The sequence below is a fragment of the Micromonospora sp. LA-10 genome (assembly GCF_051853095.1).
In the GTDB taxonomy this organism is placed as follows: Bacteria; Actinomycetota; Actinomycetes; order Mycobacteriales; family Micromonosporaceae; genus Micromonospora; species Micromonospora echinospora_A.
Genome location: NZ_CP195710.1, coordinates 5,468,341 through 5,489,932, shown reverse-complemented (window position 1 = coordinate 5,489,932; position 21,592 = coordinate 5,468,341). Strand labels below are relative to the sequence as shown.

22 protein-coding genes are annotated in these 21,592 nt (G+C 73.5%); 6 read left to right on the top strand and 16 right to left on the bottom strand.

Annotated features, from left to right (window positions below; genetic code table 11):
- Window positions 1-8 precede the first annotated feature (8 nt).
- The 3 genes from ACSDG8_RS25930 to ACSDG8_RS25920 form a co-directional block, all read right to left on the bottom strand.
- Window positions 9-518, bottom strand: a complete 510-nt coding sequence (locus ACSDG8_RS25930; RefSeq protein WP_210897064.1) for an urease subunit beta — start codon at window positions 516-518, stop codon at window positions 9-11.
- 43 nt (window positions 519-561) lie between these two features.
- Entirely contained in the window at window positions 562-864 is a 303-nt protein-coding gene (locus tag ACSDG8_RS25925; protein WP_210897065.1) for an urease subunit gamma, read from the bottom strand.
- Window positions 865-957: 93 nt separating this feature from the next.
- Window positions 958-2,373, bottom strand: a complete 1,416-nt coding sequence (locus tag ACSDG8_RS25920; RefSeq protein ID WP_210897067.1) for a sugar porter family MFS transporter — start codon at window positions 2,371-2,373, stop codon at window positions 958-960.
- Between the two features lie 139 nt (window positions 2,374-2,512).
- Between ACSDG8_RS25920 and ACSDG8_RS25915 the strand changes: the two genes are divergently transcribed.
- Window positions 2,513-3,235: a YoaK family protein gene (locus tag ACSDG8_RS25915; RefSeq protein ID WP_307871195.1), complete on the top strand. Its 723-nt coding sequence runs from the start codon at window positions 2,513-2,515 to the stop codon at window positions 3,233-3,235.
- A gap of 19 nt (window positions 3,236-3,254) precedes the next feature.
- Here ACSDG8_RS25915 and proC read toward each other — a convergent pair whose 3' ends face one another.
- From proC to ACSDG8_RS25895, 4 genes are all read right to left on the bottom strand, one after another.
- Window positions 3,255-4,073: a pyrroline-5-carboxylate reductase gene (gene proC / locus ACSDG8_RS25910; protein ID WP_030500173.1), complete on the bottom strand. Its 819-nt coding sequence runs from the start codon at window positions 4,071-4,073 to the stop codon at window positions 3,255-3,257.
- A gap of 78 nt (window positions 4,074-4,151) precedes the next feature.
- Window positions 4,152-5,180, bottom strand: coding sequence for a 6-phosphofructokinase (locus ACSDG8_RS25905; RefSeq protein ID WP_073831551.1), 1,029 nt, complete (start codon window positions 5,178-5,180; stop codon window positions 4,152-4,154).
- Between the two features lie 179 nt (window positions 5,181-5,359).
- The gene (locus tag ACSDG8_RS25900) at window positions 5,360-5,863 is read right to left on the bottom strand and encodes a pyridoxamine 5'-phosphate oxidase family protein (RefSeq protein ID WP_210897069.1); all 504 of its coding nucleotides are present in this window, start codon (window positions 5,861-5,863) and stop codon (window positions 5,360-5,362) included.
- Between the two features lie 56 nt (window positions 5,864-5,919).
- Complete coding sequence (locus ACSDG8_RS25895; protein ID WP_210897071.1) at window positions 5,920-6,423, bottom strand: polyadenylate-specific 3'-exoribonuclease AS; 504 nt, start codon at window positions 6,421-6,423, stop codon at window positions 5,920-5,922.
- A gap of 247 nt (window positions 6,424-6,670) precedes the next feature.
- Here ACSDG8_RS25895 and ACSDG8_RS25890 point away from each other — a divergent pair, with 247 nt between their 5' ends.
- A complete protein-coding gene (locus ACSDG8_RS25890) occupies window positions 6,671-7,363 on the top strand; it encodes a Crp/Fnr family transcriptional regulator (RefSeq protein ID WP_013287664.1) in 693 nt (230 codons plus the stop codon).
- 69 nt (window positions 7,364-7,432) lie between these two features.
- Here ACSDG8_RS25890 and ACSDG8_RS25885 read toward each other — a convergent pair whose 3' ends face one another.
- Window positions 7,433-7,570, bottom strand: a complete 138-nt coding sequence (locus ACSDG8_RS25885; RefSeq protein ID WP_210897073.1) for a hypothetical protein — start codon at window positions 7,568-7,570, stop codon at window positions 7,433-7,435.
- A 211-nt stretch (window positions 7,571-7,781) separates the two neighbouring features.
- On the opposite strand from ACSDG8_RS25885, the gene ACSDG8_RS25880 reads away from it, so the two are divergent.
- Complete coding sequence (locus ACSDG8_RS25880; RefSeq protein ID WP_210897075.1) at window positions 7,782-9,002, top strand: MFS transporter; 1,221 nt, start codon at window positions 7,782-7,784, stop codon at window positions 9,000-9,002.
- A 51-nt stretch (window positions 9,003-9,053) separates the two neighbouring features.
- Here the strand turns inward: ACSDG8_RS25880 and ACSDG8_RS25875 are convergent, their stop codons facing one another.
- Window positions 9,054-9,296: a hypothetical protein gene (locus tag ACSDG8_RS25875; RefSeq protein ID WP_174536056.1), complete on the bottom strand. Its 243-nt coding sequence runs from the start codon at window positions 9,294-9,296 to the stop codon at window positions 9,054-9,056.
- Between the two features lie 59 nt (window positions 9,297-9,355).
- Here ACSDG8_RS25875 and ACSDG8_RS25870 point away from each other — a divergent pair, with 59 nt between their 5' ends.
- Complete coding sequence (locus ACSDG8_RS25870; protein ID WP_307856192.1) at window positions 9,356-12,904, top strand: ATP-binding protein; 3,549 nt, start codon at window positions 9,356-9,358, stop codon at window positions 12,902-12,904.
- A gap of 3 nt (window positions 12,905-12,907) precedes the next feature.
- Here the strand turns inward: ACSDG8_RS25870 and ACSDG8_RS25865 are convergent, their stop codons facing one another.
- Entirely contained in the window at window positions 12,908-13,603 is a 696-nt protein-coding gene (locus tag ACSDG8_RS25865; RefSeq protein WP_210897077.1) for a lysophospholipid acyltransferase family protein, read from the bottom strand.
- A 197-nt stretch (window positions 13,604-13,800) separates the two neighbouring features.
- Between ACSDG8_RS25865 and ACSDG8_RS25860 the strand changes: the two genes are divergently transcribed.
- Together ACSDG8_RS25860 and ACSDG8_RS25855 are read left to right on the top strand one after the other, a co-directional pair.
- On the top strand, window positions 13,801-14,640 hold the full coding sequence (locus tag ACSDG8_RS25860; protein ID WP_210897079.1) for a DUF308 domain-containing protein: 840 nt from the start codon (window positions 13,801-13,803) through the stop codon (window positions 14,638-14,640).
- A gap of 170 nt (window positions 14,641-14,810) precedes the next feature.
- Entirely contained in the window at window positions 14,811-16,229 is a 1,419-nt protein-coding gene (locus ACSDG8_RS25855) for an alpha,alpha-trehalose-phosphate synthase (UDP-forming) (protein ID WP_210897081.1), read from the top strand.
- A 16-nt stretch (window positions 16,230-16,245) separates the two neighbouring features.
- On the opposite strand, the gene ACSDG8_RS25850 is transcribed toward ACSDG8_RS25855, so the two are convergent.
- From ACSDG8_RS25850 to ACSDG8_RS25825, 6 genes are all read right to left on the bottom strand, one after another.
- A complete protein-coding gene (locus tag ACSDG8_RS25850) occupies window positions 16,246-17,055 on the bottom strand; it encodes an alpha/beta hydrolase (protein ID WP_210897264.1) in 810 nt (269 codons plus the stop codon).
- Window positions 17,056-17,125: 70 nt separating this feature from the next.
- Window positions 17,126-18,532 carry a flavin-containing monooxygenase gene (locus tag ACSDG8_RS25845; protein ID WP_210897083.1) on the bottom strand — a complete coding sequence of 469 codons (1,407 nt, stop codon included), beginning with the start codon at window positions 18,530-18,532 and terminating at the stop codon, window positions 17,126-17,128.
- Between the two features lie 55 nt (window positions 18,533-18,587).
- On the bottom strand, window positions 18,588-19,286 hold the full coding sequence (locus ACSDG8_RS25840; RefSeq protein WP_210897085.1) for an endonuclease/exonuclease/phosphatase family protein: 699 nt from the start codon (window positions 19,284-19,286) through the stop codon (window positions 18,588-18,590).
- A gap of 1 nt (window position 19,287) precedes the next feature.
- Window positions 19,288-20,244 carry an ROK family glucokinase gene (locus ACSDG8_RS25835; protein ID WP_198937697.1) on the bottom strand — a complete coding sequence of 319 codons (957 nt, stop codon included), beginning with the start codon at window positions 20,242-20,244 and terminating at the stop codon, window positions 19,288-19,290.
- A 64-nt stretch (window positions 20,245-20,308) separates the two neighbouring features.
- Window positions 20,309-20,941, bottom strand: coding sequence for a hypothetical protein (locus tag ACSDG8_RS25830; protein WP_210897087.1), 633 nt, complete (start codon window positions 20,939-20,941; stop codon window positions 20,309-20,311).
- Window positions 20,942-20,979: 38 nt separating this feature from the next.
- A complete protein-coding gene (locus ACSDG8_RS25825; protein WP_210897090.1) occupies window positions 20,980-21,435 on the bottom strand; it encodes an SRPBCC family protein in 456 nt (151 codons plus the stop codon).
- Window positions 21,436-21,592 lie beyond the last annotated feature (157 nt).

The window sequence follows — 21,592 nt, the reverse complement described above, 5'->3', positions numbered from 1 at the left end:
TTGCCGGGCTACTTGTCGCCCTTGCCGCTCTTGTCCTGGCCCTTGCCCTTGCCCTTGGGCTGGTCCTTGGCCTGGCCCTGGTCCTGCTGCTGCGATGTCGTCTTGAAGCCGCGCGTCTGGGCCTGGTGGAGCGCCTCGGCCCGGTCCGGCCGGTACCCGGGGATCGGCCCGTCGCCGGTCCAGCCCTGGACCAGGCCGTTGAAGCCGTAGACCCGCTGGGAACCGCCGTACGGGATCAGTTGGACGGTCTTGCGGTCGCCGGGCTCGAACCGGATCGAGGTGGTGGCCGGGATGTTCAGCCGCTTGCCGAACGCGGCCGAGCGGTCGAACTCCAGGAAGCGGTTGGCCTCGAAGAAGTGGAAGTGGGAGCCGACCTGGATGGGCCGGTCACCGGTGTTCTGCACGACCACCTCGGTCACCGGCCGCCCGGCGTTGAGTTCCAGAGGTTGGTCACTGAGCTTGTAGCCGCCGATGGGCCGAAGGTGCTTGGAGTTCGGTCCCGGGTGTTGCTTCGCCATGTCGCCCCCGCTCTGCCGGAGACCGTGGCCTCCGGTCGCTGCTCTACTGGATGGGTGAGTGGACGGTGATCAGCCGTGACCCGTCGGTGAAGACCGCTTCGACCTGGAGCATCGGGATCATGTCCGCCACCCCGGGGATCACGTCGTCCGCCGTGAGCACGTGGCTGGCGTCGTTCATGACCTCCTCGACGGTCTTGCCCTCGCGCGCGCCCTCCAGCGCCGCGGCGCAGATCACCGCCACGGCCTCGGGGTGGTTGAGCTTGACTCCGCGCGCCCTTCGGGCGTTTGCGACCATCGCCAACGAGTGGATCGTCAGCTTGTCGAATTCCCTCGGCGTGAGATGCACTTCGCGATCCCTTCGTCCGCACCTTCTGTACGGTTTCCGCTATTCCGTCACGGTAAGAGCGGCTTCACCGTCCCGCAGGCTTTCAGGGAGATTTCAGGAACCGGTGTGCGCCCGCTTGCGCCGGTCGTAGTCGGCGACCCACATCTGCTGGATCTGCTCCAACGTCCGGCCCCTGGTCTCCGGCAGATAGCGCCGGACGAACAGGAAGCCGAGCACGCACAGGGCGGCGAAGAGCGCGAACACGCCCGAGCGGCCGAGCGTGTCGAGCAGGCTCAGGAAGAACTGCGTGATCAGGTACTCGGTGCCCCAGTGGGTGGCGGAGGCGATCGCCACGCACCGCCCGCGGATCGGACCGGGATAGATCTCGTTGATCACGGTCCAGGCGGCCGGGCCGATCGACACGGCGTAGAAGGCGACGAAGAAGATCACGCCGACCAGCAGGAACAGGCCAGCGGTGGTGATCCGGCCGTCGCCGCGCCCGGCGCCCGCGCTCAGGAAGCTGACGCTGACCACGGCGAGCGAGACCGCCATCCCGGCCAGGCCGACCAGCAGCAGCGGCCGGCGGCCGACGCGGTCGAGCAGGCCGACCGCGACCAGCGCGAACGCGGCGTCCACCGCGCCGACCGCCCAGGTGGTCGCGGAGAGCTGCGCCTGCGGGGTACGGAACCCCGCCGCCGCGAAGATCGAGTCGGCGTAGTAGATGATGCCGTTGATGCCTGTCGCCTGCTGGAACAGCGCCAGCCCCACACCCAGCGCCAGCGGACGCCGCCACTGTGGGGACAGCAGTTCCCGCCAGCTCGCCGTGCGGCCGTGCAGGCTCTTCTCGACCTCGCCGAGGCGCTGCTCCACCCGCTGCTCGGGGACGGTGCGGCACAACGACTCGCGGGCGCGGCGGCGGTCGCCCCGCTTGAGGTACCAGACCGCCGAGTCCGGCACCACCACCGTCACCAGGATCAGCGCCACGCCCAGCACGACCGCCGCGCCGAGCAGGTACCGCCACGAGTCGCCGCCGGTGAACAGCTCGTCCGCCAGGTAGCCGATGAAGATCGCGAAGGTGATGGAGAACTGGTAGACCCCGAGCAGGCCACCGCGGATCCGTTCCGGCGCCGCCTCGGCCGCGAACATCGGCCCGGCGACCGAGGCCACGCCGATGCCCACACCGAGGAGCACCCGCGCGCCGAGCAGCGCGCCGATTGCCGGCGCCGCCGCCTGCACGATCGCGGCGACGACGTACGCGCCGCCGGCGACCCACAGCGCGCCCCGCCGGCCGATCCGGTCGGCGAGGTGACCACCGACGAGCGCGCCGGCCAGCGCGCCCAGCGTCACCCAGCTCGCCGCCTCCTCCACCTCGAAGGTGTCCACGTCGAACGTGTTGCGGATGTCGTGCAGCGCACCGCTGATGACGCCCTGGTCGTAGCCGAAGAAGGCGCCGGAGAGGACGACGATCGACAGGATCGCCACGAGGTTGCGGCGGGGCGGCCGGCCGGCCGCGCGTCCGCTCGCCGCCATGTCACCCCGTCCGCCGGCAGCCGCCTCGCGAAACGGCCGAAAACCTACATATGCGACATATAGTAGGTTCGCCGCGGCGGCCCGACAGCGAAACTCCCGGACGCTGCCCGGGCTGCTTCTGCACACGGACGGGGGAAGGGTGAACCGGTCGGCGCCGTACGGCCCCGCGGACTCCTACCGCGAGTTCCGGCACCCGCTCGCGGCGCTGGTGCTCGCCGTCGTCACCGCCGGCGCGCTGGACGCCTTCGCGTTCCTGCGGTACGGCGCGTTCGTGGCCAACCAGTCCGGAAACGCCATCTTCCTCGGCATGGGACCGGCCGGCGGGCACCCCACGTGGCCGGTCTCGGCGGCCTCGATCGTCGCATTCGCCACCGCCGCCGGGCTGGTCAGCCTGCTCCGCCGCCGCACCGGGCCGACGGCGGCGCCACTGGTGGACATCGCCGTCACCGAGGTCGCCATGGTGGTCTGGACCGTGCTCAACCTGGCGCTCGCATACGGCCGGCACGGCACCGCGTCCCGGGTGCTGCTCGCCGCCGCCGGCGCGGCCGCCATGGGCAGCCTGACCACGCTGGCGAGCCGTACCGCGGGGATCGCGACGCCGATCACCTACCAGTCGGACACCACGACGAAGACCGGTGAACGGGCCGCCCGCTGGCTGCTCGGCCCCACCGCCGGGCGCAACCGGGCCCGGCGGGGCACCCTGCTCGGGCTGCTCGCCCTGGTCAGCTACAGCGTCGGCGGCGCGGTCGGCACGCTCGCCCAGCACCGGCCTCGCTGGGTGCCGCTGTGGGGGACGCTCGCCCTGGCCGTGCTGATCCTGCTGCTCCGGCGGCATCCACGGCCGGCGCCGGGGCCCGGCTGAGCGTCAGTCGGTCTGAGCGTCAGTCGGCCTGGGCGGCGAGTTCCCGGGCCCGGTCCCGGGCCGCCTCCAGCGCCGCCAGCATGGCCGCGCGTACGCCGTGGTTCTCCAGCTCGCGGATCGCCGAGATGGTGGTGCCGGCGGGCGAGGTGACCGCCTCGCGCAGCTTCACCGGGTGCTCGCCGGAGTCGCGCAGCATCACCGCCGAGCCGATCGCGGTCTGCACGATCAGCTCGTGCGCCACCTGGCGCGGCAGGCCGAGCAGGATGCCGGCGTCGATCATGGCCTCGACCAGCAGGTAGAAGTAGGCGGGGCCGGAGCCGGAGAGCGCGGTGACCGCGTCCTGCTGCGACTCGGGCACCCGGACGGTCGAGCCGAGCGGGGAGAACATCTCCTCGGCCAGGGCCAGGTGCTCGCCGGTGGCGTACGCGCCCGCCGAGATGGCGCTCATCGCCTGGTCGACAAGCGCCGGCGTGTTGGTCATCACCCGGACCACCGGGGTGCCCTCGGGCAGCCGGCGGTTGAAGAACGCGGTCGGCAGACCGGCGCACAGCGAGATGACCAGCTTGTCGGCGGGCACCTTGGGGCCGATCTCGTCCAGCAGCGCGGCGGCGTCCTGCGGCTTGACCGACACCGCGAGCACCTCGGCCTCGGTCACCGCGGTGAGGTTGTCCACCACCCGCACGCCGTAGCGCTCGGTCAGCTCCTTCGCCCGGGCGGGGCGCCGCGCGGTGGCGAGCAGCCGCTCCACCGGCCAGCCGGAGCGCAGCAGCCCGGAGAGCATCAGCTCACCGATCTTGCCGGCGCCGATCACCGCGACCGTGTGCACCTCGCGTGCCATCAGCCGTACCCCTTCCCGGGTCGGGTGGGCGTGGCGTGGCGGGCCGGATCACCGGCCCGCCACGCCGTACGCCGTCGGTCAGCTGCCGAAGAAGACCTCGGCCTCGGCGTACCGCTCCAGCGGCACGGTCTTCAGCTCGCGGGTGGCGTCGGCCAGCGGGACGCGGACGATGTCCGTGCTCTGCATCGCGACCATCTTGCCCCAGTCGCCCTCGTGCACCGCGTCGATGGCCTGCAGGCCGAGCCGGGTGGCGAGCACCCGGTCGAACGCGGTGGGGGTGCCGCCGCGCTGGATGTGGCCGAGCACCACGGTGCGGGCCTCCTTGCCGGTCTTGGCCTCCAACTGCTCGGCGAGCCACTGGCCGATGCCGCCCAGGCGGACGTGGCCGAACGCGTCCAGCTCCTGGTTGTGCAGCACCATCTGGCCGTCCAGCGGCTGGGCGCCCTCGGCGACCACGACGATCGGGGCGTACTGGTGCTGGAAGCGCTTCTCGACGTAGCCGGCGACCTGCTCGACGTCGAACTGCCGCTCCGGCAGCAGGATCACGTTGGCACCGCCGGCGAGGCCGGCGTGCAGCGCGATCCAGCCGGCGTGCCGGCCCATGACCTCGACCACGAGCGTGCGGTGGTGGCTCTCCGCGGTGGTGTGCAGCCGGTCGATCGCCTCCATCGCGATGTTCACGGCGGTGTCGAAGCCGAACGTGTAGTCGGTGGCGCCCAGGTCGTTGTCGATCGTCTTGGGCACACCGATGACGTGGACGCCCAGCTCGTGCAGCTTGGTGGCGACGCCGAGGGTGTCCTCGCCGCCGATCGCGATCAACGCGTCCACGCCCTGCGCGGCCAGGTTCTCCTTGATCCGCTCCACGCCGTTCTCGATCTTGAACGGGTTGGTGCGGGACGAGCCGAGGATGGTGCCGCCGCGGGGCAGGATGCCGCGCACCTCGGGGATGCCCAGGGGCTTGGTCAGGCCCTCCAGCGGGCCCTTCCAGCCGTCCCGGAAGCCCACGAACTCGTGACCGTAGGTGGCGACGCCCTTGCGGACCACCGCCCGAATCACCGCGTTGAGACCTGGGCAGTCGCCGCCGCCGGTGAGCACGCCGATACGCATGATCTGCTCATCCTCCTGGAGCATCAGGTGAAGCCCGGATAAGCCCCAGGATATGTGTCAGATCAGACCATCGGCGCCGTTGCCGGCCCGGGGCGGGCCGTCACTGCGCACTGTAGTCGCCACAGGTGTACGCCGACACCGCACCCCGGGCCGTTCCCGACGACGGACGGCCCTACCCGTCAGTAGCTGACTTCGCGGTTCTCCCCCGCCTTCGGCGGACTGCCGGTCACCGCCGCCTTGGCGAAGCCGAGCAGGTTGACCACGGTGCTGCCGGGCGAGTCCCAGTACTCCGCCGAACCGGCGTGCACCTTGATCAACGTGATCCCCGGCGTCTCCAGGCCGTCCGGGAACCACGCCTTGAGCAGCGGGTTCCACAACTCCTTCGCCCGGCCGGCGTCCCACTCCTCGGTGGCGGTGCCGGCCACCGACACCCAGGCGTGGTGCCGCTGGTCGGAGAAACCGACGTTGACCTGGGGGTTGACCCGGATCTGCCGGATCTTGGCGGAGTCGGCGTACGCGAAGAACCACAGATCCCCGTCGAACTCCGCCTCCTGCAACCCCATCGGCCGGCTGACCAGCCGCCCGTCCACGCCGGTGGTGGTGAGCAGGCAGATCCGGGCGTCCCGGATCAGCTCGGTGACCCGGCGGCGGGCGTCCGCTGCGGTGGTCGGCTCGTTGCTCATGGGCACTCCTGTCTGCGATCGGCGTGATGCCGCTGCGGTGCCCGGGGCGGAACGGGTCAAACCTCCCGCGCGGTCATCGCCCGCCAGCGCGCCAGGTTGTGCCTCGCGTCGACGAGCGCGTCGTGCCGGTCGGCCTCGGCGTCCGGCAGCCGGGGACGGCCCCTGTCGTCCCAGAGCTGACGCAGGTCCTTGGTGAACCGGGGGATCTCCCGGGGCAGCGCCGGCATCGCGCCCCAGAGCTGGGCCAGCACGACGTGGTCGTACGCGGCGTACCAGGCCCACAGCTCCAGCTGCTCGCCCGGCCGGTCCCGCACCGGCTCCAGCAGGAAGTCGTGCAGGTCGTCGCGGATGCGCTCACGCGAGCGCCAGGCCCGGTCGGCCGGCGACGGGAGCTTGTCCAGCACGTTGCGCCGCACCCAGGGCACCGCCCGGGAGTCGTCGAACTCGGTGGAGACCGCGTAGAACTCGCGGCCGTACTCGTCGACGACGCCGATCGACACCAGGTCGACGATCCGGCCGTCCTCGATGAATTCACAGTCGTAGAAATAGCGGTAGACCATCGCCCCCATCCTCGCCCATCACCGCCGGGGACCGCCCGCCGGGGCGTCCACCGAGGTCGGCGGCGTGCCGGACGCCGGCCAGGCATGGTCACGGAAGTGTCTCCGGGGGTGTACAGCACGCGACGGGACCGTCATGATCTGATGTGTACCGCCGTCGGGCGCCGAACCGGTTGAGCTGCCTCGTACCGGGAATGACAGCTTCACCCGGTGTGCGAGTTGTGACTTCTGACCGGGGAGGGGTTGGGCCGTGGAGTCTCGCCTGCCGGAGCCAGGTGACGCGCTCACGGGCGTGGAGATGTTCGCCGGGCTTGAGCCGGAGGTGCGGCAGCGGGTCATCGCCGCGGCCGTGCCGCGCACCTACCGCAAGGGGCAGCTGCTCTTCGTCGAGAACGACCCCGGCGAGTCGCTGATCGTGCTGCGCCGCGGCGCGGTGGCGGTGTTCCGTACCGCGCCGACCGGCGAGCGCGCGGTGCTGTCGGTGATCCGACCCCCGGACGTGCTCGGCGAGGTGTCCCTGTTGGACGCCTCCACCCGGTCCGCCTCGGCCGAGGCGATCGAGGACTGCGCCGCGCTGGCGCTGTCCCGGCCCGCCTTCATGGAACTGGTGCACTCCAACCCGCGCATCCTGGACGCGGTGATGCGCTCGCTCGGCCAGCTGATCCGGCGGCTCACCGAGCAGAACGCCGACCACGTCTTCCTCGACCTGCCGGGCCGGGTGGCCAAGACGCTGGTCCGGCTGGCCGGCGAGAGCCAGGCCCCGATGATCACGATCGAGCTGAACCAGAGCCAGCTCGCCGAGATGGCCGGCGGCTCGCGGCAGAGCGTCAACCAGGCCATCGGCTCCTTCGCCAGCCGGGGCTGGCTGCGTACCGAAGGGCGCCGCATCGTGGTCACCGACGTGGCCGCGCTGCGCCGCCGGGCCGGCATGAACGACCGCTGACGCACCGCCTCCGCATCGAAACGGCAGCGCCGGCCGCCCCGAGGGTGGCCGGCGCTGCCGTTCGCGTGCTCAGCGGGTCGGACCGATCCAGCCCGCGTTCGAGGTGGCGGCGAAGCCCGGGCCCGCCCAGAAGGTGGGGCCGACCCAGTAGCCGGGCCCGGCCCAGCCGGTCGTGGTGGTCGCGGTGGTGGCGGTCGTGTTGGTCATCGTTCCTCCCGGAGATCGTCGGTCCGTCGATGGTGCGGCGGCACGGGACAGACGTTATGAGGAAAGCCAGTCGGACAAAATAGACATATCTCCATAAATCGTTGGCTGAAGAGCGGTTGTCCACGCCTCGTACCCGCTGCCAAGGTTGCCCGGCGCGCCCCTGTCCCGGTGCCCCACCGGACAGACCGACCGCAGCGAGGAGTTGACGGGCATGTCACTGATCCGCGGCAATATCGCCTTCCGTCGTTACTGGTCCGCCCGGCTCGTCTCCTACCTGGGCGACCAGCTGGCCCGGACCGCGCTGCTCATCGCCGCCTACGACGCGTACGGCGGCACCGCCGTGGCGCTGCTGCTGCTGGCGACCACCGCGCCGAGGCTGCTGGGGCCGCTGCTCGGCGCGCTCGCCGACCGGTTCGACCAGCGCCGGCTGATGGTGGGCTGCGACCTGATCCAGGCCCTGCTCTACCTGACCGTGGCGCTGCTGATGCCGCCGCTGCCGGTGCTGCTCGCGGCGGTCACCGCGGCGACGGTGGCCGCCACGGCCTTCACCCCCGCCGGTCGCGGCCTGCTGCCCCGCCTGGTCGGTCAGGACAAGCTGCCCGCCGCGAACGCTCAGCTGGCGGTCGGCATGAACATCGGTTTCGCCGCCGGCCCGGCCCTCGGCGGACTGATGCTGGCCACCATCGGCCTCGCTCCCACGCTGGTGGTCGACGCGGCCACCTTCGCCCTGTCCGCGCTGCTGATCGGTGGCGTACGAGGGCTGTCGGCGCCCGCCGCGCCGGCCGCCGCACGCGAGCCGTTCCGCCAGGTGCTCGGCGCGGGCATGCGCGTGGTCCGGCACAGCCGGGTGGTCCGGGCGGTCTCGGTCGGCTTCCTGGTGCTGGTGACGTTCGCGGCGCTGGACAACCTGGCGCTGGTGCCCCTCGGGCGCACCGCGCTGGCGGCCGACGAGGTGATGATCGGCCTGCTCGCCACCGCGTACGGCGTGGGCATGGTGCTCGGGCCGGTGCTGCTGACCCGGGCCGGCGGGCGTACCCGGATGCAGTTCGTGCTCTACGGCGCGGTGCTCGCGCTCGGCCTCGGGACGCTTGTCACCGGCGTGAGCCCGGTGATCGGCGTGGCGCTGCTCGGCCAGGCGCTGGCCGGGGCCGGCGCGGGCTGGCACCACGTCGCGGCCGACACGCTCATCCAGCAGCACGTGCCCGCCGAACGACTCGGCGTGGTCTTCGGGACCGTCTACATGTTCCCGTACGCGGCGGAGGTGCTGGCCTATCTCGCCGGGGCGTCCCTGCTCGGCCTGATCGGGCCCCGGTGGCTGCTCGTCGTCTCGGGACTCGGCGTCCTCGCCACGCTGGCGCTCGTCGTACCGCTGCTCACCAGCGCGCTCGGTGAGCGCGCCAGGCGGCGGGCGGAAGTGGCGGCGGTGGCCTGAGCCGCCCGGCACGGTGGAGCCGGCGGTCGTCCCGCCGGCTCCACCGCCGCGTCAGTCGCTCTTCGTGTCGGCCGGGGGCGCGCTCGGGCCCGGACCGATCTTCGAGGGGTCGGTCTTCTTCGGCGGGGTCGTCGTGGTGGTCGTGGTCTCGGTCGATCCGCTGCCCGCGGGCTGCTCCACCATTCCTTTTTCCTCCAGTTCGGCGAGGGTTGCGGCGTCCACGTCGACCATGTCGCCGACGGCCCACACCGTCCCCCGTGGATCGGTCCATGAGGCGGACAGCCGGACGTGCACGGCAAACTCCCTGTCGACGGGACTTCCTGCTAGGGGAGACTAGACCCGGCCGAACAGCCGTGACGTCCCGCCGACCCGTCGGGTACCCGACTGCGGCGGCCACGCGGGACACTGGGGACCTCACGCGTACGGAGCCGGACATCGATCTCACCTGTGGACACTGCGCCCGGACCGCCGGGCCGGACGACCGTTTCTGCGGCGGGTGCGGCCGCCCGCTGGCGGCGGCCTGCCCGGGCTGCGGGCACGCCAACGACACCGGCGCCAACTTCTGCACCAACTGCGGTCAGCCGCTGCGCGACCACGCGGTCACCGTGCAGGAGGACCGCCGGCAGGTCAGCGTGCTCTTCATCGACATCGTCGACTTCACGACGTACGCCGAACGGGCCGACCCGGAGCAGGCCCGCGGCCTGCAACAGGCGTACTTCGCCACCGCGCGACGGCTGGTGCACCAGTACGGCGGCGTGGTGGAGAAGTACATCGGCGACGCCGTGATGGCGTTGTTCGGCGCGCCCGTGGCCACCGACAACGACGCGCTGCGCTGCGTACGCGCCGGGCTGGAGCTGCAACGCAGTCTGGCCCGCCAGCCCGCCGGGCCGCACCCGCCGCTCGGGTTCCGGGTCGGCATCGCCACCGGCGAGGCCCTCGTCGACCTGTCCGCGGCGCGCGACGGCGGCCAGGCGTTCGTCACCGGCGACGTGGTGAACACCGCCAGCCGGTTGCAGGCGCTGGCCCCGGTCGGCGGCGTGGTCGTCGACGAGAGCACTTGGGCGGCCACCCGGCGCGAGATGGAGTACGCCGACCAGCCGCCGGTGACGTTGCGCGGCCGGTCGGCGGTGAGCCGGATCTGGCTGGCCGTGCGGGCGCGGCCCCGGCGCGACGGGCAGACCGCCGAGCTGACGCCGATGGTCGACCGGGACCACGAGCGAGGTCTGCTGGTCAGCGCGTTGCACCGCACGCTGACCGAGCGCACCTCGCAACTGCTCACCGTCTTCGGCCCGGCCGGGGTGGGCAAGAGCCGGCTGCTGCGCGAGCTGGCCCGGCACGCCGCCAGCCTGCCCGGCACCCGGGTCACCTGGCTGACCGGCCAGTGCCCGCCGTTCGGCGAGAACGTCACATACGCGGCGCTCGCCGACATCGTCCGCGGCTGGGCCGGGCTGACCGGCGCCGACGACCCGGCCACCATCCGGGACCGGCTGCGCGAGCGGCTGGGCCACCTCGCCGACCCGCACGCGGTACGGCTGGCCGAGGCGCTGGGCCCGCTCGTCGGCGTCTCCGGCGAACGGCTCACCTCGGCCGAGACCGAGGCGGCGTGGCGGCGTTTCCTGCTCGCCCTGGCCGCGACCGGCCCCACGGTGCTGGTCTTCGAGGACATGCACTGGGCCGACGAGGCGATGCTGTCCTTCGTCGAGCAGCTCGGCGCGGCGGCCCGCAACGTGCCGCTGCTCGTCGTCGCGACCGCCCGGCCGGAGCTGCGCGAGCGGCACCCGGCCTGGACCGGCACGATCAGCGGGGCGATGTCCATCTCGGTGCCGCCGATGCACGACGGGGACATCGACACGCTCTACTCGCTGCTGCTCGGGCAGGCCACGCTGCCGCAGGACGCGCGGGCGCCGCTGATCGAGTTCGCCGACGGCAACCCGCTCTACGCCCAGGAGTACGCGCGGATGCTGCTCGACGGCGGGCTGGCCGAGCGGACCGCCGGGCTCGCGCTCGTCGACCCGGCCGGGGTCGCCGGGATGCCGCGTACCGTGCAGGCGGTCATCGCCAACCGGCTGGACCTGCTCGACCCGGCCGACCGCGCGGTGCTCCAGGCCGCCTCGGTGGTCGGCGTGCAGTTCTGGGCGGCGCCGGTGGCGCTGGCGCTCGGCCGCCCGGCGGAGTGGGTCGAACGCGCGCTGCACCACCTCCAGCGCCGTGACCTCGTCTACGAGTTGCCCGTCTCGACCATGCCCGGCCAGGCGGAGTACCGGTTCCGGCACGTGCTGGTCCGCGACGTCTGCTACCAGCGGCTGCCCCGGGCCGAGCGGGTCGCCCGGCACCAGCGCACCGCCGACTGGCTGGAGCAGCTCGCCGACGGCCGGCAGCACGACATGGCCGAGGTGCTGGCCAACCACAGGTGGGCGGCGCACGAGATCGCCCGTACGGTCGGGCTGGACCAGGCCCCGCACGCCGCCGCGACCCGGTCCGCGCTGCACCGCGCCGCGCGCCGGGCCTACGACCTGCACGCGCTGGAGACCGCGGCCACGCTCGTGGAGCGCGCGTTGAGCGTGGAGTGCGGTCCGGACCCGGCGCTCGAGCTGTTCCAGGCCGAGCTGGCGTTCTACCGGGACCGGGACGGCTTCCTCGACGGCGGCGGGACCGCGCTGTTCACCACCCTGGCCGACCGGCTGGCCGGCACCGGCGACCGGCCCGGCGCGGCGAAGGCGTGGCGGCTGCTGGCCACGGCGGCCTTCGCGCGGGCCGACCGCTCGGAGTTGATGCGCTGCCTGGACCGGGCGATCGGGCTGCACGCCACGCTGCCGGACAGCGAGGACAAGGTGGGCGTGCTGCTGGAGCTGGCCCGGGCGCACATGCTCGACGCGGAGACCGAGCCGGCGTGCGTGGCCGCGCGCAGCGCCGCCGAGCTGGCCGAGCGGTTGGGGCTGCGCGAGGCGCGGGCGAACGCGCGCATCACGCTCGCCGTGGTCCGCTACCAGGCCGGCGCCGAGGAGGCGTACGCCGAGCTGGCCGAGGTGACCGAGGAGTGCCGGGTGGAGCGGCTGACCAGCCGCCGCCGCGCGGTGCACAACCTGGCCTGGGTGCTCCAGGAGGAGGGTGACCTGACCGGCTCGGCCCGGCTGGTCGACGAGCAGAGTTCGCTGGACATGGCCGGCGAGCACGCGCTGACGGTGAGCTTCAGCGACCAGTGGGCCCGGTCGTACTACAGCGGGGACTGGACGGCGGCGCTGCGGATGGCCGAGGGGTCGACGCGGCGCCCGACCGACGAGTGGGACCTGCACATCGTGGCCGTGTCCGGCTGGATCCGGGCGCTCGGCGACGGCCCGGCCGGCCCGGGCGACGGCGAGGACCTGGTGGACCAGGCGCTCGTGGCGGCCCGGCGCAGCGGCTTCCAGCGTGTGCTGCGCTCCACGCTGGCGCACGCCGCGCTCTGCCGGGCGGTGCAGGGCCGCCGGGACGAGACGATGGCGCTGCTGGCCGAGCTGGACGAGGACTGGCGGCAGACCAGGATGATCCCGTTCGCCGAGTGGGTGCCGGCGGTCGGGCACGTCGCCGCGCTGCTCGGCGGCGACGCCGCGGCGCTGGTGCGCGACCTGCTGGCCCACGCCCCACGGGTGACCCGCTGGGCGCGAGCGGCCGGGCGGTCGGCCGAGGCGGCGCTGGCCCGGGGCGACGGGGACGCGGCGCGGGCGGGCCGGCTGCTCGCCACCGCCGCCGACGGGTACGCGGACATGACCGACGTGACCGATCAGATGATCGCGTCCGCGCTGGCGGTCGGGCCGCTGACCGAGGCGGACCCGCCGGCCGCGGCGGCGACGCTGGCCCGGGTACGCGCGTTCGCCGACCGGCACGCCGCCGGTGGGCTGCTGCGGATCGCCGGGGCCGGCTGAGGGTCAGGCCGGCAGTGGCTGCCGCGACGCGACGCCCTTGGCCTTCTGCGCGTACGTGTCGACGTACTCGCGGCCGGACAGCTCCATCAGCTCGTACATGATCTCGTCGGTGACCGCCCGTTCGACGAACCGGTCGCCGGCCATCCCGGCGTAGCGGGAGAAGTCCAGCGGCGGCCCGAAGCGGATCCGCACCCGGCCCGGGTTGGGGATGATCTGGCCGGTCGGCTGGATGGCGTCGGAGTTGAGCATGGCCATCGGGACCACCGGGGCGCCGCTCTCCAGCGCCAGCCGCGCCACCCCGGTCTTGCCCCGGTAGAGCCGGCCGTCCGGCGACCGGGTGCCCTCGGGGTAGATGCCGGCGATGCCGCCGGCGCGCAGCACCGAGAGCTGGGTGTCGAGGGCGGCCCGGGCGGCCCGGCCGCCGGAGCGGTCGACCGGGATGGTGCCGGAGCCGACGAAGAACATCCTGGTGAGCCAGCCCTTGAGGCCCCTACCCGTGAAGTATTCGGCTTTGGCGATGAATGTGACTTTTCGCTTGACGATCAGCGGAGTGAAGATCGAATCCGAGAAGGAGAGGTGGTTGCTGGCGAGAATCACCGGCCCGGTGTCCGGCACGTGCTCCAGTCCCTCGACCTGCGGGCGGAAGATCAGCCTCAGCAGCGGGCCGAGGATGATGTACTTCAGCAGCCAGTACAGCACCGGCGTCCTTCCCGTTTCGGTGGCGGCGGGCGGGTCGCCGCGTGGCCCCGGAGGCGCCGGCGGCGCCCGGAGGAGTCCGGGAAGAGGGTACGAACGACGAGCGGCACGCCACAACGCACTCCCGGAACCGGGTGCCGGCGTGTCACGATTCAGGGCACGGGCAGGGAACGGGCAGGGAACGGCGAAGGGGGTGGCCGGTGTCAGGGGGCGGGCCCCGTCGGGGACGGCGGGACAACGGGCTCGACGCGGCCGAGTACGCGGTCGCGGGCGACGTCGATCCACGCGTCGGCGAGCACCTGCTCGACGTGCTCGCCGCCGGTGGCATCGCGGCCTACCTCCAGCCCTCGGCCGACCTGAACCCGGTGACCCGCACCACCACCGTCCCGGCCCGCCCGGTCGACCGGCTCTACGTCGACAGGTCGCACCTGACCACCGCCCGGGACTACCTCACCCAGCTCGCCGACGAGGGCGGCGGCGACCAGCCGCGCGCCGACGAGCCGGACATCGAGGCCGAGTGGGCGAAGATCGTGGCCGGGTTCCACACCGCGCCGAGCGCCGGCAGCCACCCGTGGCCCGCGGCCGAGGACGTGGACGACCCGCCCGCGCCGGGCGCCGCCGCCGGCAGCCGCGCCGAGGAGCCGGCCGGGCCGACCGCCACCGACGTGCGCCGGCTGCCGTACGCGGCCGACATCTCCGGCGTCTCGCTGAGCCGGGACCGGCAAGACGAGCCGTCGCTGCTGGACGGCCTGGACACGTTCGGCAACAACCTGCCCGACGAGGCGTCGGACGAGGAGCACTACACCCCGCCCCCGCCGCCCCCGCTGCCCCGCTTCTCCAAGTACGCGGTGCTCGGCGTGGCCTGCATCGTGCTCGGCTTCCTGCTGTTCCTGTCTCCCACCGTGGTGTCGCTCGTCGACCCGTCGGTGGTCACGCTGCTCGGCTTCTCCGGCATCCTGGCCGGTTTCGTGATGCTGATCTGGCGGCTGCGCCCGGGCGACCGGGACGACCACGACCCGGACGACGGCGCGGTCGTCTGACGCCGCGCGTCCGGCTCTGCCCGGATGGCGGGACGCCGCTCGCCCTGGGCCGGGGCGTAACAAGCGTGTAACTTACAGTCAGTAGGAATAGGCTGAACGTCACGTCCCGCACCGGCTGTCCGGCTTGCGTCTCTTCCGGGTCGCCGGTCCCCTGCTGAGCGGAATGCCCGATGCGACAGAGCCCCCTCGTGGTGGTGGCCAACCGCCTCCCCATCGACGACAGTGTGGCGCCCGACGGCGCCTTCGAGTGGCGCCGCAGCCCCGGCGGCCTGGTGAGCGCCCTGCACCCGCTGCTGCGGCAGACGCCCGCCACCTGGGTCGGCTGGGCCGGCGGCACCGGTCCCGCCCCCGCGCTGCCGGACGTGGACGGCGTCCGCATGCAGACCGTGCCGCTGAGCGCCGAGGACTTCCGCGACCACTACGAGGGCTTCGCCAACGCCACCCTCTGGCCGCTCTACCACGACGCCGTCGAACAGCCGGAGTACCACCGCCGGTGGTGGGAGGCGTACCAGCGGGTCAACCAGCGCTTCGCCGAGGCCGCGGCCCAGGTGGCCGAGCCCGGCGGCCTGGTCTGGGTGCAGGACTACCACCTGCAGCTGGTGCCCGGCCTGCTCCGCGACCTGCGCCCGGACCTGCGCATCGGCTTCTTCCTGCACGTGCCGTTCCCGCCGCCGGAGCTGTTCATGCAGTTACCGCGCCGGGCCGAGCTGCTGCGCGGCATGCTCGGCGCCGACCTGATCGGCTTCCAGCGGGCCCAGGCCGCGCACAACTTCGCCCAGCTCGCCACCAAGGTGCTCGGCCTGCCCGCCACCGACCGGCGGATCGGCGTCGACGGCCGGGTGGTGCGCATCGGCGCCTTCCCGGTCGCCATCGACACCGCCGAGATGTCAGCGCTCGCGGCGCGCCCGGAGGTCGCCGAACGGGCCCGCCGGCTCCGGCAGGACCTCGGCCAGCCGGAGCAGGTGATCCTCAGCGTCGACCGGATGGACTACACGAAGGGCATCGAGCAGCGGCTCAAGGCGTACCGCGAACTGCTCGCCAGCGGCGACATCAAGGTCCGCGACACCGTGCTGGTGCAGGTGGCGGTGCCCAGCCGCGACCGGGTGGCGCAGTACCAGATCCTGCGGGACCGGGTGGAGCACCAGGTCGGGCGGATCAACGGCGAGTTCGGCCGGGTCGGCGAACCCGCGATCCACTACCTCTCCCAGCCGTTCGACCGGGCGGAGCTGGTCGCCCTCTACCGCGTCGCGGACGTGATGGCGGTGACGCCGCTGCGCGACGGGATGAACCTGGTCGCGAAGGAGTACGTGGCCGCCCGGGTCGACGGCACCGGCGCGCTGCTGCTCAGCGAGTTCGCCGGCGCCGCCTCCGAGCTGGAACAGGCGTACCTGGTCAACCCGCACGACCTCGACGGCCTCAAGCAGGGGCTGCTGGCCGCGCTGCGCGCCGGCCCGGAGGACGTGGCGGCCCGGATGCGCGCCATGCGCGAACACCTGGCGCGCAACGACATCCACGCCTGGGCGGCGTCCTACCTGAGCGCGCTGGAGGAGAGCGGGTCGCTCGCCGGCCGCCGCGCCGCCACCCGCTGAGCCGGCGCCCCGGCGCTCACCCCGCCGCGGACGCCGGGTCCTTGTCCAGCCAGTCCAGGATCGCGTCGATCGGCTCCCGCCAGCGGGCGTCGAGCATCAGGTCGTGCCCCATGCCGGGGAAGAGCAGCGGCGCGGAGGCGTACCGCTGGGCGGCCCGGATCAGCGCGGACGCCGGCACCACCCGGTCGTCCGGGCTGCCCAGCACCAGCACCGGCGGCCGGCCCACCGCCGGCTCCGGACCCCGGCCGGTCAGCAGCTGCCACTGCGCCCGCCGCCCGGCCCGGCCCAGCCGGGCCAGGTGCCGCCGGGCGTCGGCGTCGGGCAGCTCCCGGCTGAACAGCTGCCGCCGGTTGAGCCGCAGCCCGGCGCCGAAGACCGCCGGCACGGTCCCGGCCGGATTGCGCCGCAACGCCGTGCCGAACGTCGCCCAGCCGCCGAGCACCGGCGCCACCAGCACCGCCGCCCGCGCCGGGTAGCGGGCCAGCGCGTGCGCCACAACCCGGGCGCCGGCGCCGTGCCCCACCAGCACCGCCTGCCGCGGCAGGCTCGCCGCCACCTGCGTCACGTCATGGGTGTACGAGCGCAGCGTCGCCTCCGGCGCCGGCCCGCTGCCGCCGTGCCCGCGCAGGCTCAGCGCGTACGCCGGGAAGCCGCGACCGGCGGCGTGCCCCAGCCAGTGCTCGGCGAACGCCCACGCGCCGTGGCCGAAGCCGGGCACGAACAGCAGCGGCGGCTTCGCCTCCTCCCGCTCCGGTACCGCGGCGAGGACCTCGCGGCGGGCGGGCCGCTCCGGCCGGGCCCACTCCCAGGACCGGACCACCCGCATCCGCTCGGTCGTCACCGTGCCCGCCTTTCGTTCGCGACTGCGGGACTCCGCTGCGCTGCGTTCCTCGCGCTCACCTGGTTCCCTCCAGCTCGTGCAGCGCCCGCTGGAGCGCGCGCAGGTAGTCGGCGTGCCCGACCTCGAACCAGTGCCGGGTGCTGTCCTTGACCTTGGCCGAGTACCGCTCGCCGAGGCCCGCGCGGACCTTGCGGTCGAACGCGGCGGCCCGCTCCGGCCGGGTGGCGCGCAGCGTGAGCAGCCGGGCGAACAGCACGCTCTGCCAGTGCGAGATGGGGAAGATGCCGGAGTCCGGCTGCACCAGGCCGACCACGGCGAGCGTGGGATGCCCGGCGGTGAACGCGTTGAGCCACAGCCGGGGCCGCCCGGAGCCGTCCTCGTCGCCGAGCACCTGTCCCTTGAGGAACTCGAAGCGCGGCAGGTAGCCGGTGGCGAAGACGACGAGCTCCGGGTCGATGCGCCGGCCGTCGGTCAGCTCCACCGCGCGGTCGTCGAACCGGGCCACGTCCGGCACCGGGGTGACCTCGCCGTGCCCGACGTAGTAGACGAGCTGGCTGTTGGCGATCGGGTGCGTCTCGTAGACGCGGTGGTCGGGCTTGGGCATGCCGAACCGGGTCAGGTCGCCGACGGTCAGCCGCAGCGTCCAGTGGTAGAGCCACTGCCGTACCCGCAGTGGCACCCGCAGCGCCAGCAGCGTGTCGTTCACCTGGTCGGCGGGGCGGCCGAGGACGTACTTCGGGGCGTACCAGTAGCCGCGCCGGGTGGAGTGCCAGCAGTGCGACGCCTGCTGGGCCGCCTCGACCGCGATGTCGCAGCCGGTGTTGCCGGCGCCCACCACCAGCACCCGCTTGCCGCGCAACTGCGCCGGGTCCTTGTAGGACGAGGCGTGCATGACCTCGCCGCGGAACTGCTCCAGCCCCTCGTAGCGGGGCAGCTTCGGCGACCAGTTGTGCCCGTTGGCGAGCACCACGGCGGCGTACCGGGAGGTGCGCTCGGGACCGTAGCCGCCGGTGCTGCGCGTGGTCACGTCCCACCGGTCCCCCTCGACCGGCTCGACCCGGACCACCTCGGTGCCGAACCAGACGTGCTGGCGCAGGTCGAAGTGGTCGGCGTACCGCTCGAAGTAGGACAGGAGCTGGCTGTGGTGCGGGTAGTCCGGCCAGTCGTCCGGCATCGGGAAGTCGGGGAACTGGGTGAACGGCCGGGACGAGATCAGGTGCGTGCTGGCGTACACCGGACTGCGGTCGTGCCGCCAGTTCCAGGCGCCGCCGACGCCTGTCTCCCGCTCGTAGCAGTCCACGCCGAAGCCGGCCTCGCGGAGGTTCTTGACGGCGGTCAGGCCGCTGGCGCCGGCGCCGATGACGCAGACCGTGTCACCCCGGTCGGAGACCGGGCGTTCGGCACGGCTCGCCACGGCCGTCTGGTCCGGATCGGGGTGGCCGAGCTCGGTGGAGGAGGACACCGCGAAATCCTGCCGAGAATGCCAGCCGTTGTCCAGCCACCGATTCCGGGGACGGTCAGGCGGCCGGCAGCAGCAGGTCGACCAGCACCGGGAAGTGGTCGCTGGCGCGGCGGGTCAGCGGCGTGTCCACCACGTCGTAGTCGACCACTGTGATCCGCGGGTCGACGAAGAGCGCGTCGATGCGGCGGCGCGGGTCGGCGCAGGAGAACGTGTGCCGGTCGGCCCGGTCGGCGGCCAGCGCCGCGTCGGTGAGCCCGTCGGCGACCGTCTGCCAGGCCGGCCCGTCCGGGCCCTCGTTGAGGTCCGCGCCGGCCACCACGGGCAACGTGGACGCGGCCAGCTCCCGCTTGAACGCCGCCGCCTGCGCCGGCCGCTCGGCCGGGTCGGTGGACAGATGCGAGCCGGCCAGCAGCAGGTCGACGCCGCCGACCCGGCACCGCGCGTACGCGGCGCCGCGCATGTGCCGCCCCGGCGTCAGCGGATACCGCTGGCAACTGGTGTCGGTGACCCGCACCCGCAGGCTGGTCAGCAGCACGTTGCCCAGCGACGGCAGGCCACCGGCCGCCACCACCATGCCGAACGACTCGGCGAGCGCGGCGCACTTCTGCCGCCACCGGAACCGGCGCGGTCCCTCCTGGACGATCACCACGTCCGGGGCCGCGCCCCGGACCACCTCGGCCAGCGCGGCGGTGTCGTCCCGCTGGCCGTGGACGTTGTACGACACCACCCGCAGCGGCACACCCGAGTCCGTCATGTCAGATCCGCCGGGCCAGGTCGGCGGCGCCGATGACGCCGGCGGTGTTGCCCAGCTCGGCCGGGCGTACCTCGGCCACAGGCAGGCGGCTGCGCTGGGCCAGCGCCTCGGCGAACGACCGGCGGGTCGGGCCGAGCAGCAGGTCACCGGCGTCGATCACGCCGCCGCCCACCACGAGCACCTGCGGGTCGAGGATCTGCGCCATGTCGGCGAGGCTGGTGCCGAGCCAGCGGCCGACCTGGGCGAACGCCTCGGTGGAGACCGGGTCGCCGCCCTTGGCCGCGGCGGTCACCATCGGGCCGGTGATCGACTCGGCCTCGCCGTCGGCCAGCTCCAGCAGCGCTGCGGCCCGGTGCGGCTCCTGCCGGGCGGCGGCGCGGGCGAAGCGGACCAGGGCGCTGCCGCTGGCGTACTGCTCGATGCAGCCCAGCCGGCCGCAGCCGCACTGGTGGCCGTCCGGCACGGTGAGCATGTGGCCCAGCTCGGCGGCGATGCCGTTGGCGCCGCGGACCAGGCCGCCGCCGAGCACGATGCCGCCGCCGACGCCGGTGCCGATGGTGAACATGACCATGGAGTCGTCGGCGTCGCGGGCCGCGCCGTAGCGGAACTCCGCCCACGCGGCCACGTTCCCGTCGTTCTCCACGATCACGGGCAGGCCGGTGGCGTCGCCGACGTACGTGCGCAGCGGCTCGTCCCGCCAGGCCAGGTTCGGGGCGAACAGCACGGTGGAGCGGGAGGCGTCGATCCAGCCGGCGGCGCCGATGCCGACCGCCTCGACGGCGTGCCCGGCGGCCAGTTCGGTGACCACCTCGATGATGACGTCGCGGGTCTTGGCCACGTCGTCGGCGGGGGTGTCCCGTCGCGTCTGCACGAGTACCGCGCCGGCGTCGTCCACGACACCGCCGGCCACCTTCGTGCCACCGACGTCGACTCCGATGGTCAGCGTCACCGCTGCCACTCCCCTCTGCTGTGCTGCCCGGGAACCGGCCGAACCGGCCGTACGGTCCCGGGATGTCCGGTGGTCAGGCCCCGTCGCCTGGTGCGTCCGCGCCCACCTCGCCGGACGCCCGCGAGGCGGGCACCACGGGACGGCCGGCCGCCGGCCGGCTCGTCGCCGGTTCCTGCGGCCCGGCGGCGTCGGCGGCACCCGCATCGGCCGCGCCCTCCCCCCGGGTGGCGGCGGACCACACGTCCTGCTCGGGTGCCGGCTGAGAATCATGCCCGGTACGGGTCGCCTCGCGCCACACGTGGTCCCCCGATCCGGCCGGCGCGGCGCCGCCGGTGCCGGCCGGCTGCTCCGGCTCGGCCGGGGTGAACGCGCGGAGCATGCTGGCGACACCGGCCGCCAGGTCCCCGGCGCCGGTGGCGAGCCGCTCGGCGAACTCCGGACTCGGGTCCCGCAACGCGGCGATACCGCGACAGACGGGGCAGACACAGCATTCCGGGGAGCCGGTGGCGAAACCGGCGGGGCCGGACGCCCGCGGACCGGAACCGGTGTCCGAGCCGGTGTGACCGAGGACACCGGAGAGGATCCCACCGAGCGGACCCCAGGGGCCGGAGCCGGGCGTGGCGGCGGCCAGCTTCGCGGTGGCCAGCAGTGTGGCGACGAGGCGCTCGGCCTCTTCCCGGGCCGAACCCGGATCAGTGGTGCCCATGGTTCGGCTCCTCCAGCGTGACTACCGGGACGGTCAGGTCAGTGCGCCGCACCGGGTGCTTCTACCCGGCGCTTGAGCTGCTTCAACGCCGTATCCATGATCATTTTCTCGGCCTTGCGGCGGAACATGCCGAGCATCGCCACGGACAGCTCCACCTCCAGGGTGTAGGTCACCGTGGTCGTCCCGTCCGGGTTGCCCACCAGGTCGTACGACCCGCGCTGGGACCGCTGCATCTTCGACGGGGCGACCAGGTGCCACTCGACCCGGGAAATGTCCTCGGCGTACTCGTAGGCCAGCACGTACTCGTCGGCCAGCACGCCCGCGTCGAGCGTGAACCGGACCTGACTGGCGTAGCCGTCCTCGTACTCCTCGATCACCTCGGCCTCGCGTACCGCCTCGGTCCACTCGGGGTAACTGGGGAAGTCGCAGATGACGGCCGCCACCCGATCCGGTGACGCGCCGATGATGATCGACTGGGTGGAGGAGTCCGCCATGGGGGGAGGCTACCCGGCCGCGTCCCGGCCGGCGCCGCTCCACCCGCCGACGGCGTCCCACCAGCCGGTCAGGCAACCTCCCTGGCCGACCCCCCGGGGTGTGCGGGTAGGTTTCGACAGAGCCGACCAGGCCGGCCCCCGCCGGTAGAGCACGAGG

Coding starts and splice junctions, on each gene's coding strand:
- ACSDG8_RS25930 (WP_210897064.1), bottom strand. CDS start 518: ATGGCGAAGCAACACCCGGGACCGAACTCCAAGCACCTTCGGCCCATC.
- ACSDG8_RS25920 (WP_210897067.1), bottom strand. CDS start 2,373: ATGGCGGCGAGCGGACGCGCGGCCGGCCGGCCGCCCCGCCGCAACCTC.
- proC (WP_030500173.1), bottom strand. CDS start 4,073: ATGGCACGCGAGGTGCACACGGTCGCGGTGATCGGCGCCGGCAAGATC.
- ACSDG8_RS25905 (WP_073831551.1), bottom strand. CDS start 5,180: ATGCGTATCGGCGTGCTCACCGGCGGCGGCGACTGCCCAGGTCTCAAC.
- ACSDG8_RS25900 (WP_210897069.1), bottom strand. CDS start 5,863: ATGAGCAACGAGCCGACCACCGCAGCGGACGCCCGCCGCCGGGTCACC.
- ACSDG8_RS25895 (WP_210897071.1), bottom strand. CDS start 6,423: ATGGTCTACCGCTATTTCTACGACTGTGAATTCATCGAGGACGGCCGG.
- ACSDG8_RS25885 (WP_210897073.1), bottom strand. CDS start 7,570: ATGACCAACACGACCGCCACCACCGCGACCACCACGACCGGCTGGGCC.
- ACSDG8_RS25880 (WP_210897075.1), top strand. CDS start 7,782: ATGTCACTGATCCGCGGCAATATCGCCTTCCGTCGTTACTGGTCCGCC.
- ACSDG8_RS25855 (WP_210897081.1), top strand. CDS start 14,811: ATGCGACAGAGCCCCCTCGTGGTGGTGGCCAACCGCCTCCCCATCGAC.
- ACSDG8_RS25850 (WP_210897264.1), bottom strand. CDS start 17,055: ATGCGGGTGGTCCGGTCCTGGGAGTGGGCCCGGCCGGAGCGGCCCGCC.
- ACSDG8_RS25840 (WP_210897085.1), bottom strand. CDS start 19,286: ATGACGGACTCGGGTGTGCCGCTGCGGGTGGTGTCGTACAACGTCCAC.
- ACSDG8_RS25830 (WP_210897087.1), bottom strand. CDS start 20,941: ATGGGCACCACTGATCCGGGTTCGGCCCGGGAAGAGGCCGAGCGCCTC.
- ACSDG8_RS25825 (WP_210897090.1), bottom strand. CDS start 21,435: ATGGCGGACTCCTCCACCCAGTCGATCATCATCGGCGCGTCACCGGAT.